The sequence below is a fragment of the Pantoea sp. R102 genome (genome assembly GCF_004916815.1).
GTDB lineage: Bacteria > Pseudomonadota > Gammaproteobacteria > Enterobacterales > Enterobacteriaceae > Pantoea > Pantoea dispersa.
Genome location: NZ_SDFT01000134.1, coordinates 1 through 14,954, shown reverse-complemented (window position 1 = coordinate 14,954; position 14,954 = coordinate 1). Strand labels below are relative to the sequence as shown.

The following is a 14,954-nucleotide window of genomic DNA, read 5'->3' as shown; positions in this document are numbered from 1 at the left end:
GCCTTATTTGTCTCTGACTCAGTCCGCAGGGTTTAAATACCCTGCGGACTGAGCGTTTGTAATTAACTTCCCTGCCTGACTCGCTGGCCTCGCTAAATAATCCTGTAAAACACCCGGCGGCGACGGTCATAAATTCCCCATTTTTATCTGATTCCCTCTCTGCATCTAATCCGGCGGGCAGCCTGAATATCATCGTCTATACTCAGCAACGCGAAGTGATATATGCCGCTGCTTTTCACGCTGCGCTGGCGTTAATTTGATTAGCCCGCGCGAACAACAGCCGCATTGACTCATCAGTACACGCTGTTTTCCGTGCTTTCATCCTTAAGGGACTTCCTGGTATGTTGCAATCTCAATCCTCCCGTTTGGGCAGTTTACTGCTGCTGCTGGCGGCACTCATCGGCTTTGCCGTCGCGCTGTATGCCCGGCTCACGCCACTCACCGGTGTCACCGGCACCATTGGCGCGCTGGGCGTCGCTATTGCCAGCGTCGTGCTGGCGGTGCTGACCTTCCTGCTGCGCGCGGCCACCGGCCGTGCCGGTCGTATTTTCCTGATCGTCATTACGCTGCTGCTGTTATGCGCGATCGGTTTTGCTGCCGCGCTGCTGCATCAGGGGATCATTACACTGGCAATGGTCATCGGGCTGATGGGTCTGATTATGCTGGCGCGCAACCCGGCGCATCGCGTTCGCCACGCCACCGCACAAGGAGCTAACCGTGCATAATGAAAAATACGTTCCGCTGCTCAAAGTCGGCATGACTGCCCTGGCGCTGCTGATGGCACCTGCCACGCTACGCGCCGAAGATAAAGCCGCTGAGGCGTCGATGGGTACGCAGGAGAAACTCAACGTGGATGCGGCCGATCAGCAGGCACCCGGCACCACGCACGCCACCGATGATGTCTCCAGCGGCAAGCGCGACGGCGAGAAAGTGGCCTCTGCCAGCCAGCCGGCCACGCCGCTGGTGCCCTCCACGGCGACGTGGGACAGTTTTCACGGCCAGCTCAACGCGCAGAAATACAGCCCGCTGAAACAAATCACCGCCGACAACGTCAGCAAGCTGAAAAAAATCTGGGAGTTTCACACCGGTGACGTTTCGGATGGCAAGGGCGACACGCCGGCGACCGTCTGGTCCGCCACGCCAATTTTTGCCAACGATACGCTGTACATCGGCACGCCATTTGATCGGCTGATTGCGCTGAATCCGGGCACCGGCAAGGAGAAGTGGCATTACGATACTAAATCGCCACGTCAGGCGCTGACCCAGCCGGTACTGAAAAATCGTGGCGTCTCTTACTGGCAGGCGAAAAATCCGCAGGTGGGTCAGGCCTGCCAGAAAATCGTTTATATGGGCACCGTTGACGGCAAGCTGTACGCACTGGATGCCGATTCCGGCAAGCCGTGCGAAGACTTTGCAGATAAGGGCGTGCTCAACGTCAACCAGTGGAATACGGTTAACGCTAAATTCCCGCTGTCCCTGCTCCAGCCGCCGACGGTGGTGGGCAATCACCTGATCGTTGGCTGGGCGGGCAAAGACTGGGCTTACGCTGAAGCGCCCCCGGGCACGGTGTTTTCAATCAACGCGCAGACCGGGGCACGTGAATGGACTTTTGACGCCATCCCGGCCAGCATTCGCCAGCGCACCGGTACGGCTAACGTCTGGACCCACATGTCGGCCGACGAAGCGCATGGCCTGGTTTATCTGCCGGTGTCATCACCTTCGCCAAACTACTGGGGCGGCAACCGCGTCGATCCAATTCCGCTCGGCACCTCCACGACTGCGCTGGATGTGAATACCGGCAAAGTGGTGTGGTCGCGACAGTGGGTGCATCATGATGTGTGGGATTACGACATCAACTCAGCACCGACGCTGATGGACATTACCGTGAACGGCAGGCAGATTCCGGCGCTGATTCAGGCCACCAAGCAGGGCTTCCTGTTTGTGGTGAATCGCCTGACTGGTGAAGATGTCTGGCCGATTGAGGAGCGTCCGGTGCCGCAGGGCGATGGTTCAGTGCAGGGCGAGAAACTGTCGCCAACCCAGCCATTCCCGACCAAACCGGCACCGCTGCTGGATCAATCCAAAAAACCGGCGATCTGGAAGCTGGCCGATATTGTTGGCGCCGGTCAGTGCTCACGCCTGTGGGATAAGCTGAGCTATGACGGCATGTACACACCACCAACCACCCAAGGCGAAGGCGCACTGACCTATCCGGACAGCGCGGGCGGCGTGCAATGGGGCGGCGTGGCGTTCGATCCGCAAAAACAGATCGCCATTGTGAACACCTCACACATCGTGCAATACGTGAAGCTGTACAGCCGCGCCGATTACGACAAGGCCGACAACGGCTCGGGCAACGAGAGTGGTTTCGCCCCGCAGGAAGGCGCGCCTTACGGCCTGCGCCTGATGGTGGCGAACAACTGGCTCGGCATGCCGTGCTGGCAGCCGCCGTTTGGCGAGATCGTTGCGCTCGATATGCACACCGGTGATGTGAAATGGCGTCGTCCGGTCGGCGCGTCGCAGCAGTACGGCTTCTTCATGCCGGAAAGCTGGGGCTCGCCAACCATTGGCGGTCCGGCAGTCACCGCCGGCGGTGTGATCTTTATCGGCGCCTCAATGGATGCCAAAGTACGCGCCTATTCACTGGATAGCGGCGAAGAGCTGTGGTCCGATCAGGTTGAAGCGCCTGCGGTTGCCAACCCCTCGGTGTATGAATATAAAGGCCGCCAATATGTCGCCTTTGTCGCCGGTGGTAACACCATCCTGAAGGATCAGGTTGGCGATCAGGTGGTGGTTTACGCACTGCCGGAATAATACAGCGCAGTCAGCAAACAGAGTGGGGCCACAGCGCTCCACTTTTTTATGCCTGCAATAAAAACGGCGGCCATTGGCCGCCAAAACCTCAACAGGTGGTTGCCGTTGAGGAAGCAGTGGTACTGATGAATCTTTAACCTTTTACACCGCCTGCCGTCAGGCCGCTCACCAGCCAGCGCTGCGCCAGTAAAAACACCAGCGTGATGGGAATGGCGGACAGCACGGCCGCCGCGGCGAAATCGCCCCACAGATAGTTCTGCGGATTAAGATACTGCTGCATCCCGACCGCGAGGGTATAGCTGTTGACGTCGCGCAGCAGCAGCGAGGCGACCGGTACTTCGGTGACCGCAGCGATAAACGCCAGGATAAACACCACCGCGAGGATTGGCACCGAAAGCGGCAGCAATACCAGACGAAACGCCTGCCACGGCGTGGCACCATCCAGCGCCGCCGCTTCCTCCAGCGAACCATCAATGGTTTCGAAATAGCCCTTAATGGTCCAGACGTGCAGCGCGATGCCGCCCAGATAGGCGAAGATCACGCCGCCGTGGGTATTGAGGCCGAGAAACGGCAGATATTGCCCCAGCCGGTCAAACAGCGCATAGAGCGCCACCAGCGACAGCACCGCCGGGAACATCTGAAAAATCAGCATGCCTTTTAACAGGCTGGCGCGACCGGCGAAGCGCATGCGGGCAAACGCGTAGGCGCAGGTGGTCGAGAGCGCCACAATCCCCAGCGCGCTGATGGCGGCGATCTTCACCGAATTCCACAGCCACAGCAGCACCGGGAAGGGCGGCGGCGTCACGCGACCATCGGCATGGGTGACGCTGAACCCGAGCGCCAGCCGCCAGTGTTCCCATGAAATCTGTTCCGGGATCAGACTGCCGGTGGCGAAATTGCCGCTGCGCAGCGAGATGGCAATCACCATCAGCAGCGGGAACAGGATTGCCGCGATAAACAGCAGCAGCAGCAGATGCGTCAGCAGCAGACGCAGCTTCTGCGATTTCGGTTGTACCATGGCCATAACGCCTCCTTAATCAAACTTCATGCGTAGCGCTTTCAGGTTAATCACCGCCAGCGCACCGACCAGCAGGAAGATCAGCGTGGCGATGGCTGCCGCCAGGCCGAAGTCCTGACCGCCGCCGCCCTCAAAGGCGATGCGCCAGGTGTAGTTGACCAGCAGATCGGTGTAGCCCGCCGGCGTAGTGGTGCCGAGTCGATCGGGGCCACCATTGGTCAGCAGCTGCACCAGCACGAAGTTATTAAAGTTAAAAGCAAAGCTGGCGATCATCAGCGGCAGTAGCGGTTTCAGCAGCAGCGGCAGCGTAATCAAAAAGAAATTCTGCAGCGGCCCGGCGCCATCCATCGCGGATGCTTCATAAAGATCGTCCGGGATCGCCTTGAGCAAGCCCATGCACAGGATCATCATGTAGGGATAACCCAGCCAGGTATTGACGATCACCAGCATGGCGCGCGCCAGCGTCGGATCGCTGAACCACGCTGGCTTAAAGCCCAACAGCGCATTGAGCATGACGTTGATTTCGCCAAAACTCTGGTTAAACAGCCCCTTGAAAATCAGTATCGAAATGAATGCCGGTACCGCGTAGGGAAGAATCAGCATCACGCGATAGATGGCCTTGCCCCGCAGCGCTTCCCACTGCACCAGACACGCCAGCACCATGCCCACCGCGACCGTCAACAGCACGGTCAACAGCGAAAACAGCAGCGTCCAGCCAAATATCGCCAGGAACGGTTTCTGAATGCCTTCGTCGGTGAACACGCGGGCAAAGTTTTTCCAGCCCGCGCCAACGGTAAAGCCGGGGCTGAGCTGTTCGCTGGCCCAGCTGCCATCGGCATTGATCTGCTGATAGAACCCCGTGTCCCGGTTGGCCTGATAGCGGACGCCGTTTTGCTGATTTCTCAGCTGTCCCGCTGCGTCCAGCACATACAGCGGCCGCGTGCCGGAAAACTGGCGCAGCGAACTCATCACCAGCTCGCGACCGTCCGGCAGCCGGGCAGTTAACTGACTCAGCGCCTGACGGTTTTGGGTGATGGTTTTTAAGCTGGCGCGCGCGGTGGCGGGCAGCGCGGCTGGCGTGAGGCTGAGCTGCTGTTCACCACCCAGCGTAAACGGCGCAGACAGAAAGCTGTTTTCGCCTGTGCTGAGCGCCAGCTGCCAGCGATCGCCCTGCGAATAGAGCGCGAAGTTCATCGCGTCCCCGGCCTGATACTGGCGACTCAGCAGCACCTGCTGCGCGCGCGCCTCACTGAGCTGATTGGTGCTGCTGTAGTTGGTGAAGGCAATGGCGACGGTACAGGCCAGTGGAAACAGGACGAATAGCGCCATGCCGGCCAGTCCCGGATACACATAGCGCCAGGCATAGGCGCGCCGGTTGGTGTAAATCCACAGGCCTGCGGCGCTGACTACCAGCGTGACCAGCGCAAACAGGTATTCACCCTGAGCATACATCAGCACCAGAAGGTAGCCGACCAGCAGACAGCCGATCCCGACCAGCAGGCTGCGCAGCACCAGGCTGTGCCGTCTCTTTTGCGGTATTCCTGACATGATACGGTGTTCCTTAACAGCCAGTGGCGAGCCGACAGCCGTCGGCTCCGTAACAGCATTACTTATTGAGACGCGCCTGCGCATCCTTCAGCGCCGCATCGACGTTTTGACGACCACTCAGCGCATTCAGCGTCGCGGTGCGCATCGCATACCAGAAGGCAGCCATCTGCGGGATGTTAGGCATGATGTCGCCATTACGCGCATTGCTCATGGTGGCGGCGATGCGCGCGTCTTTCTCCAGCGTTTGCTGGAATGACTTCAGGGTGACCGCGCCCAGCGGCTTGTCCTTGTTAACCGCGTTGAGACCGGCGTCAGTCAGCAGGTAATTTTCCAGAAACTCTTTGGCCAGCTCTTTATTAGGACTGGCCGCGTTGATGCCCGCGCTCAGTACGCCGACAAAGGTTTTGGTCGGCTTGCCGTTCAGCGTCGGTAACAGCGTAACGCCGTAGTTGATGCCGCTTTTGTCGATATTGCTCCACGCCCACGGACCGTTGATGGTCATCGCGGTTTGGCCTTTATTGAAGGCCGCTTCGGCAATCGAATAGTCGGTATCGGCATTAAGGATTTTGGCTTTCACCTGATCGACGAGGAACTGCATGCCTGCTTTCGCGCCGGCGTTGTCGACGCCGGTATCTTTCACGTCATAGCCGCTATCGGTCTTTTTGAAAGCATAGGCGCCACCGGCGGCCAGCATCGGCCAGGTGAAATAGGGTTCCTGCAGGTTAAACATGATGGCGCTCTTGCCTTTGGCGCGCAGCTGCTTATCCAGCGCCGCCATCTCTTCCCAGCTTTTCGGTGGGGTGGGCAGCAGATCTTTGTTGTAAATCAGCGACAGCGACTCCACAGACACCGGATAGCCAATCAGCTTGCCGTTGAAGCGCACTGCATCCCAGGTAAACGGAAACAGTTTTTGCTGGAAGTTTTGATCCGGTGTGACTTCGGCCAGCAGTCCTGACTGGGCATAGCCGCCAAAGCGATCGTGCGCCCAGAAGATGATGTCCGGCCCATCCCCGGTCGCGGCGACCTGCGGGTATTTCTCTTCCATTTTGTCAGGATGTTCAACCGTCACGCTGATACCGGTGTCCTGCTCGAATTTTTTGCCTACCTCGGCGAGGCCGTTATAGCCCTTATCACCGTTGATCCAGATGACCAGTTTACCTTCTTCAATTTTGGCCACGGCCGAAGCCGAAAACAGTACGGCCGTAAGGGCGGAAAGGGCCAGAACGCGTGCGCCGGTTTTCATTGTCATAACTCCATCCTGTTAGCGGAAGCGGAAATCATTAATGGCATCATTGTGCGGCGGTATGCCATTTCTTCATCCTCCTGCGATCTACGCCCAACGGCACTAAGCCGTGATCGCGCTTGCAAAACAGCGCCTTAATACGCGCTGGCGCACACTATTGACGCGTCAGCTCTGCGTGACAGCTCACAAAATTGCCGTGAACGTCGCGCCGGCGCGGCTGGCGTACGTGTACTCCTCCTCCCGCCTCATCCCCCAGTAAAAACCCACACGGTGGAGGATGTTGCGCCGTCTGCCCCTGCCCATAGTGGTCGCCGGAGTCTGCCTGCGGTGCTGCAGGCAAGCATGAGCCTGCGAAGAGGAAAGCATCATGGCGAGCGTTGCGTTACACCATGTCACCAAGGCCTGGGGCGATACTGAGGTATCAAAAGACATCAATCTGGAGATCGGCGAAGGGGAATTTGTGGTGTTCGTCGGTCCCTCCGGCTGCGGCAAATCAACGCTGCTGCGCATGATCGCCGGCCTGGAAACCATCACCCGCGGCGATCTGCTGATTGGTGGTCAGCGTATGAACGATGTTCCGCCCGCTGAGCGCGGTATTGGCATGGTGTTTCAGTCTTACGCCCTTTATCCGCACCTTTCGGTGGCCGAAAACATGTCGTTTGGCCTTAAGCTGGCCGGCGTAAAGCGTGCTGAGATCCAGCAGCGCGTCAATCAGGTGGCGGAGGTGTTACAGCTGGCGCACCTGCTGGAACGGCGACCCAAAGCGCTGTCAGGCGGACAGCGGCAGCGCGTGGCCATCGGGCGCACGCTGGTGGCCGAACCGCGTGTGTTTCTGCTCGACGAGCCATTGTCCAATCTTGATGCCGCGCTGCGCGTACAGATGCGCATCGAAATCTCACGCCTGCATAAGCGCCTGAAGCGCACCATGATTTACGTTACGCACGATCAAATCGAAGCGATGACGCTGGCCGACAAGATCGTGGTGCTGGACGCCGGTCGCATCGCCCAGGTCGGCAAGCCGCTCGAACTCTATCACTATCCCGCTAACCGCTTCGTTGCCGGTTTTATCGGCTCGCCGCGCATGAATTTTCTGCCCGTCAAAGTGACCGCCACCGCCATCGATCAGGTGCAGGTGCGTCTGCCCAACGATCAGCTTGTATGGCTGCCGGTGGAGAGCGCCGGCGTCCAGGTCGGCAGCAACATGTCGCTGGGTATTCGTCCGGAACATCTGCTCTCCAGCGACATCGCCGATGTCACGCTGGAGGGCGAAGTGCAGGTGGTTGAGCAGCTCGGCCACGAGACGCAGATCCATATCCAGATCCCCGCCATTCGTCAGAACCTGGTGTACCGCCAGGAGGACGTGGTGCTGGTAGAAGAGGGCGCCCTGATGGGTATTGGCCTGCCGCCGGAGCGTTGTCACCTGTTCCGCGAGGACGGGAGCGCCTGCCGCAGGCTGCATCAGGAACCCGGTGTTTAGCCCTGCAAAACAATAAAAGCAATGACCTCAGGAGATAGAAAATGTTAACTCTGCGCAAACTTCCCGTCGCGATTGCCATCGCAGCGGGTACGCTCTCCGCTCAAGCCATGGCGGTCGATTTTACGGGTTACGCCCGTTCGGGTATCGGCTGGACCGGCAGCGGCGGCGAGCAACAGTGCTTTCAGGCTACCGGCGCGCAAAGCAAATACCGTCTGGGCAACGAATGTGAAACCTATGCTGAACTGAAACTGGGTCAGGAAGTGTGGAAAGAGGGCGATAAAAGTTTCTATTTCGATACCAACGTCGCCTATTCCGTTTCCCAGCAGAATGACTGGGAAGCGACCTCACCGGCCTTCCGTGAAGCCAACGTGAAAGGAAAAAACCTGATCGATGCGCTGCCGGGTTCCACCATCTGGGCCGGTAAACGCTTTTATCAGCGTCACGATGTTCACATGATCGACTTCTACTACTGGGATATCTCCGGTCCGGGTGCCGGTCTGGAAGATGTCGATCTCGGGTTTGGTAAGCTCTCGTTCGCCGCGACGCGCTCTTCCGAAGCGGGCGGCTCTTACACCTTCTCCAGTGACCAGATTCGTGATTACGCCACCAGTACCGCCAACGACGTTTTTGATGTGCGTCTCGCCGGCCTGGAAACTAACCCCAATGGCGTGCTGGAACTGGGTGTCGACTATGGCCGCGCCAACGCGCGTGACGGCTATCGCTTAGATGACGGCGCGTCGAAAGATGGCTGGATGTTCACCGCGGAACACACGCAGAGCATGCTGAAAGGCTACAACAAGTTTGTGCTGCAGTACGCCACTGATGCGCTGATCTCGCAGGGCAAAGGCCTGCCGCAGGGCAGCAACATCAATAACAACGGCAATATGTACCGCATCCTCGATCACGGTGCGATCTCGCTGGCCGATCGCTGGGATCTGATGTACGTGGCGATGTACCAGAACGTCGATCTGGATAACAACCGCGGAACCGAGTGGTACACCGTCGGCGTACGTCCTATGTACAAATGGACGCCGATCATGAGCACCCTGCTGGAAGTCGGCTATGACAACGTTAAGTCACAGCAGGTCAGCGAACGCAACGGCCAGTACAAAATTACCCTGGCGCAGCAGTGGCAGGCTGGCGACAGCATCTGGTCACGTCCGGCGCTGCGCCTGTTCGCTACCTATGCCAAATGGGATGAGAAGTGGGGCTACAGCAAAGACGCCTCCGGCGATATCACGTCGCTGGCCGCAGCGGACAGCAGCGGCAACGGTCTGTTCACCAACAGCCGTGGCGACAACGATGAGTGGACCTTCGGCGCACAGATGGAAATCTGGTGGTAAGGCGCTGCGCAGGTTAAGCAAACATCCGCCGTGCGGCAGACGCACGGCGTTTTCGGACAGCGGCAGCCATTGCCTGGCCCACGCCGCTGCCTGACAGCTTGTTGGGATATCACAATGAAAAAACATCTTATCGCCTTCTGCCTGAGCAGCGCGCTGCTGACCGGCGTCATTATGCCAGTTCAGGCCGACATCAATCTGGTGCCACAGGATCTTTCCGCGGCGCCGTCCATTCCCACCGCGCGGCTGCAGCAGCTGAGCTGGCAGCCGGTGGATGCTTCACGTGCACAAACCACCACGCTGACACAAAGCGCAACGCCGCTGGATGTACGTGGCGTAACAGGGGCCATTGCGGCTTACAGCCTGCCTGCCAATCAGGGCGAGCTGACGGTTACGCTAAGCAGCGAGGTGGTACACAATCAGGTCTTTGCCCCTAATGTGCTGGTACTGGACGAAAACCTGCAGCCGGCCGCGTGGTTTCCGAGCCGCTTCTTTAGCTATCAGCAGCCCGGCGTGATGAGCGCCGACCGGCTGGAAGGAGTGATGAAGCTGACGCCGGTGCCGGGCCAGCAGAAGATCTATTTGCTCGTGTTCACCACCGACCAGGATTTAACCCAGACCACCACGTTGCTGGATCCGGCCAAAGCTTATGCCAAAGGCACCGGCCATGCGGTACCGGATATTCCCGATCCGGTGGCGCGTCACAGTCGCGACGGCAAAATCAAACTGAAAGTGGCAACCAGTTCCGGCTCGTCGATACTGGTCGGCCCGCTGTTTGGCTCAGCCGCGCCTGCCGCCGTGACCGTTGGCAGCACCCGGCCGGCCATGGCCGCCACGACGGCGCGCGCGCCAGCGCCTGAACCGGCACCGCTGGTGAATGAGACGGAAAGCTATTTCAATCAGAGCATTCGTCAGGCGGTGCAACAGGGCAATATCGATAAAGCGCTGAAGCTGCTGGATGAAGCAGAGCGTCTGGGATCGACCTCGGCGCGGCAAACCTTTATCAGCAGTGTTAAAGGCAAGGGGTGAAACTGCCCCGACAGTGCTGAGTTGCCCCACCTGGTGCGCTTCGGCGCACCTTTTTTATGGCACTCCGACCTGCACGCAGCAGGTCGGTTTCGTGCTACTTACGCTGACGCTGACGCTGACGTGATTGTACCGCCGTCAGCAACGCATCGATCCTGTCATCCTCCGCCATCGCTTCCAGCGTTACACTCAGTTTACGTCGCCAGTTGGGATACTGATCGACGGTGCCCGGCACGTTGACCGGCAGTGCCATATCCAGCCACTCTTCCGGCTGCAAACCGAGCAGCGCACACTGGCTGCGGGCCAGATAGCGATGGATCGCCTGACTAAGCTGATGACTCATGCGGACGCTGGCCCGCCGAAAGCGGCGGCGCGGCGGCAGATCACCGCTGCGCAACAGCGTACGCAGCAACGCCTGTTTAGCCAGGCGCCGATCGCGATACAGGCCAGCGAGAATCGCCCGATCGGGGTACAGTCCGAGAGCACTGCCCAGCCGCAAATCGTCACTTTGCCACCAGCCGCGCAGCGTCGGCATATCATGGGTGGTGGTAACGGCCATCGCCTGACGCGGCCACGTCGCTGGCGCGCGGAAGTGGCGCTGCGATTCCTGCTCAAAGTAGAGCACTTTGTAGGAGTACACACCGGCGTCGCGCAGTTTATCAACGATGGCTTCCGGCACGGTGCCCAGATCCTCGCCAATCACCATGCAACGATGGCGCTGGCTCTCCAGTGCCAGAATCGCCAGCAAATCATCCACCGGATAGTGCACATAGGCACCGTGCGCCGCGCTTTCGTCCTTCGGTATCCACCATAAACGCAGCAGCGCCATCACATGGTCGATGCGCAGCGCGCCGCAGTCGCGCATGCTGGCGCGCAGCAGGTCGATCCACGGTTCATAGCCGCGCGCGGCCATCACCTGCGGGTCCATCGGCGGCAATCCCCAGTTCTGACCGAGCGGACCGAGGATATCCGGCGGCGCGCCAACACTGGCGTCCAGGCAGTAAAGCTGCCGATCGCGCCAGGTTTCCGCGCCATCCGCCGCCACGCCCACCGCCAGGTCGCGATACAGCCCGATCGCCATCTGCTGCTGCTGACACAGCTGCCAGCAGGCGGCGAATTGCTCTGCCGCCAGCCACTGCAGCCACATGTAGAAACGCACCTCGTCGCTGTGCTCAATGCGAAACGCCAGCACTGCCGCACTGTTGGCCTGCTGCCATTCGGCCGGCCAGTGTTGCCAGCCATAGCCCGTGCCATCCTGGGCGCTGCGCGCCGCGTGCAGCGCATCAAACAGCCCCTGATGCAGCAGGCTGTCGCCCCCGGCACGCACAAACTCCACAAACGCCTGTGCCTGTCCATCATCTGCCGTGCGCCGGCGAAACTGTTGCCAGGCAAGCCGCAGTCCCTGCAACTTAAGCCGGGTGACGGCAGTGTAATCCACCCACGCGGCATCACGCGCTGCCCGAATCGCCTGCTGCGTCTCCTCAGCTTGCCACCAGGCCTGCGCCGCGTCGCTGAGGCCAAAATCTGCCACGGCGCTTACGTCGATATAGAGGATGTTGAGCCAGCGCCGGGAAGAGGGACTGTAAGGGCTGGCGCTCTCCGGTGCGGCAGGAAACAGCGCGTGCAGCGGATTGAGCCCGACAAACGCGCCGCCGCGCCGCGCGGTTTCAGCGATCATCTGCCGCAGATCGCCGAAATCCCCGATGCCCCAGTTAGCCGCAGAGCGCAGCGTATACAGCTGAATACAGCTGCCCCACAGCGATTCGCCCGCCAGCAGTTCCGCAGGTTCGTAGCAGCGGCGGGGTGCCACTATAATCGGGCAATAGTGACACTGTAACTCCTGGGTCAATGTCAGCTGGTGATAACCGGCGGGCAACGCGGGCAACACCAACGCTTCACCCGGCTGGCAGCGCCCGGACCAGTTTTCGCCGCTTTCGCTCGTCAGCTGCCATTCCGCATCGGCGCTGAGCACCGGTGCCAGACTCAGTGGCTGTCCGACATAAAAAATCACCACCGGCGGCAGCGGTGCGGAGCCGTTCGCAGGGGCCTGCATCAGCGCAGCGAGACGCTGATGGGTAAGAGCAGAAATCTGCTGCGGTTTTCCGTGCGCATCAATATATTCCGCAGCAATAAGCGCGTCAGCACGGCGATCAAGAGCATCTTTGGGTTTCATGGCGTTCCTTAGCGGCTGGCCTGCCAGATACGTTGCTGATAGTCACGGATGGCGCGATCGGCACTGAACATGCCGCAACGCGCGGTATTGAGGATTGCGGCGCGCGTCCAGGCCTCAGGATCGGCCCACAGCGCTTCAACCTGCTGCTGCGCGTTGAGATAGTGGCGAAAATCAGCCAGTACCAGATAAGGATCGCCGCCTTGCGCGCCCAGGCTGTTGACCAGATCGCTGAACGCCGTGCGGTCGCCGTTACTGAAGGTGCCATCTTCCAGCGCGGTCAGCGCGCGATCCAGCTGCGCGTCCTTACTGCGCCAGTTCAATGGCGAGTAACCGGCCTGTTTCAGCGCGCTGACCTGCTCTACGGTATGGCCAAAGATGAAGATATTCTCTTCACCGACCTGCTGCGCGATTTCAACGTTGGCCCCATCCAGCGTACCGATGGTGAGTGCACCGTTCAGCGCCAGCTTCATATTGCCGGTACCGGATGCTTCTTTGCCCGCAGTAGAGATCTGTTCCGAGAGATCGGCGGCCGGGATCAGGCGCTCGGCAACCGACACGTTGTAATCAGGGATAAAGACAATTTTCAGCCGGTCGCCGACGCGCGCATCGTGGTTGATGGTTTCCGCCACTTTATTGATGGCGTAGATGATGTTTTTTGCCAGCGCATAACCCGGCGCCGCTTTGGCACCAAACAGCATCACGCGCGGAGCCAGATTGGCCTGCGGATCGCTGACCAGCGTTTGCCACAGCGCAATCATGTGCAGCAGCATCAGGTGCTGCCGTTTGTATTCGTGCAGCCGCTTAATCTGGACGTCAAACAGCGCATCAGGCTGCACCGCAATGCCGGTTCGGGCGGCGATCCACTCTGTCAGTGCCTGCTTGTTGTGCTGCTTAATGGCGCGATATTCGGCGCGGAAGGCGGCATCATCGGCGAATGGCGTCAGATCCTGCAGCGCATCGAGATCGTTAAGCCACGGACGCTGCAGCGTTTTGTTGATCAGCGCCGCCAGCGCCGGATTGCACTGGTTGATCCAGCGACGCGGCGTGATGCCGTTGGTGACATTGTGGAACTTCTCCGGCCACAGCGCGTGATACTCGGGGAACAGGTCCTGTACCACCAGCCGCGAATGCAGCGCCGCCACGCCGTTGACTGCAAAGCTGCCGACCACGCACAGATTTGCCATGCGCAGTTGCTGATCGTGCACCAGCGCCAGTTTTGACCAGATCGCCTGATTACCCGGCCAGCGTGCCTCAACCTGCTGTTTCAGCTGCGCATTGAGCGTATTGATGATCAGCAGATGGCGCGGCAGCAGGCTGCGCACCAGGCGCAGGTTCCAGCACTCCAGCGCTTCCGGCATCAGCGTGTGGTTGGTATAGGCGAAGGTGCGCTGGGTAATGCGCCAGGCGTCCTGCCAGCTGAGCCGGTGCTCATCCAGCAGCAGGCGCAACAGCTCCGGGATGGCCAGCGTCGGATGCGTATCGTTCAGCTGGATCACTTCATAATCCGCTAACGTTTCGATGGCTCGCCCCGCCGCCTGATGACGACGCAGAATATCCGCCAGCGTACAGGCACACTGGAAATACTGCTGCATCAGACGCAGCTTTTTGCCGGCCTGATGGTTGTCATTCGGGTAGAGCACTTTGGTCAGTTTCTCCGCCTCAATGCCTTGCTGTTCTGCACGCAGAAAATCGCCGTTATTGAAACGCTGGAGATCAAACGGACGGGCATGCTTTGCCTGCCACAGACGCAAGGGCTGCGTGATGCCGTTGCGGAAACCAACCACCGGCAGATCCCAGGCTTCACCCTGCACAACAAAAGCAGGCTGCCATTGCGTCACGCCGTCAATGGTGGTCACGCTGCCGCCCAGTCCGACCTGCACGTCAAGCGCCGCGTTGTGGCGAAACCAGGGATAACGATCGCGCTGCCAGTCATCCGGCTGTTCATGCTGCGCGCCCCCGACAAAATGCTGGCGAAACAGACCGTACTGGTAGTTCAGGCCATAGCCGATCGCAGGCTGGCCGGTGGTCGCCATCGCATCGAGAAAACAGGCGGCCAGCCGTCCCAGACCGCCGTTGCCCAGCGCCGGATCGGTTTCACGCTCCAGCACGTCACTCAGCGTCACGCCTGCTGCGGCCAGCGTCGCTTTGACGCCGTCGTACCAGCCGAGATTCAGCAGATTGTTGCCGGTCAGCCTGCCCAGCAGAAACTCCATCGACAGATAATTAACGTGGCGCTGTCCGCCAGCGGCCGGCTGCAGCGGTATTTCCGCCAGCAGTTCGGCCAGCGGCGCGGGTAAGCCGGCTCCGATCAGCGC

The 14,954-nt window shown here is 59.8% G+C and carries 10 protein-coding genes; 5 read left to right on the top strand and 5 right to left on the bottom strand.

Going from position 1 to position 14,954, the window contains the following annotated elements:
* Positions 1 to 341: 341 nt before the first annotated feature.
* Together ERD80_RS14640 and ERD80_RS14635 are read left to right on the top strand one after the other, a co-directional pair.
* Complete coding sequence (locus tag ERD80_RS14640; protein WP_125311292.1) at positions 342 to 725, top strand: hypothetical protein; 384 nt, start codon at positions 342 to 344, stop codon at positions 723 to 725.
* On the top strand, positions 718 to 2,814 hold the full coding sequence (locus tag ERD80_RS14635; protein WP_136547382.1) for a pyrroloquinoline quinone-dependent dehydrogenase: 2,097 nt from the start codon (positions 718 to 720) through the stop codon (positions 2,812 to 2,814). Before ERD80_RS14640 ends, ERD80_RS14635 begins: the two co-directional genes overlap by 8 nt.
* Positions 2,815 to 2,947: 133 nt before the next feature.
* On the opposite strand, the gene malG is transcribed toward ERD80_RS14635, so the two are convergent.
* Genes malG through malE form a run of 3 tightly spaced genes read right to left on the bottom strand, consistent with a single transcriptional unit; the run spans position 2,948 to position 6,629 of the window.
* Complete coding sequence (malG, locus tag ERD80_RS14630; RefSeq protein ID WP_058759158.1) at positions 2,948 to 3,838, bottom strand: maltose ABC transporter permease MalG; 891 nt, start codon at positions 3,836 to 3,838, stop codon at positions 2,948 to 2,950.
* Between the two features lie 9 nt (positions 3,839 to 3,847).
* Complete coding sequence (gene malF, locus ERD80_RS14625; protein ID WP_136547381.1) at positions 3,848 to 5,380, bottom strand: maltose ABC transporter permease MalF; 1,533 nt, start codon at positions 5,378 to 5,380, stop codon at positions 3,848 to 3,850.
* 58 nt (positions 5,381 to 5,438) lie between these two features.
* Complete coding sequence (malE, locus tag ERD80_RS14620; protein WP_136547379.1) at positions 5,439 to 6,629, bottom strand: maltose/maltodextrin ABC transporter substrate-binding protein MalE; 1,191 nt, start codon at positions 6,627 to 6,629, stop codon at positions 5,439 to 5,441.
* A gap of 361 nt (positions 6,630 to 6,990) precedes the next feature.
* Between malE and malK the strand changes: the two genes are divergently transcribed.
* The 3 genes from malK (at position 6,991) to malM (ending at position 10,469) form a co-directional block, all read left to right on the top strand.
* The gene (gene malK / locus ERD80_RS14615; RefSeq protein WP_058770170.1) at positions 6,991 to 8,100 is read left to right on the top strand and encodes a maltose/maltodextrin ABC transporter ATP-binding protein MalK; all 1,110 of its coding nucleotides are present in this window, start codon (positions 6,991 to 6,993) and stop codon (positions 8,098 to 8,100) included.
* A 41-nt stretch (positions 8,101 to 8,141) separates the two neighbouring features.
* Positions 8,142 to 9,443 (top strand): maltoporin, encoded by a 1,302-nt coding sequence (locus ERD80_RS14610; protein WP_136547377.1) that lies wholly within the window; start codon positions 8,142 to 8,144, stop codon positions 9,441 to 9,443.
* Between the two features lie 108 nt (positions 9,444 to 9,551).
* Complete coding sequence (malM, locus tag ERD80_RS14605) at positions 9,552 to 10,469, top strand: maltose operon protein MalM (protein ID WP_241492942.1); 918 nt, start codon at positions 9,552 to 9,554, stop codon at positions 10,467 to 10,469.
* A 94-nt stretch (positions 10,470 to 10,563) separates the two neighbouring features.
* Here the strand turns inward: malM and malQ are convergent, their stop codons facing one another.
* Positions 10,564 to 12,639, bottom strand: a complete 2,076-nt coding sequence (gene malQ, locus ERD80_RS14600; protein ID WP_136547376.1) for a 4-alpha-glucanotransferase — start codon at positions 12,637 to 12,639, stop codon at positions 10,564 to 10,566.
* An 8-nt stretch (positions 12,640 to 12,647) separates the two neighbouring features.
* Positions 12,648 to 14,954: maltodextrin phosphorylase (malP, locus tag ERD80_RS14595; RefSeq protein ID WP_136547374.1), on the bottom strand; the 2,307-nt coding region annotated here is incomplete at its 5' end.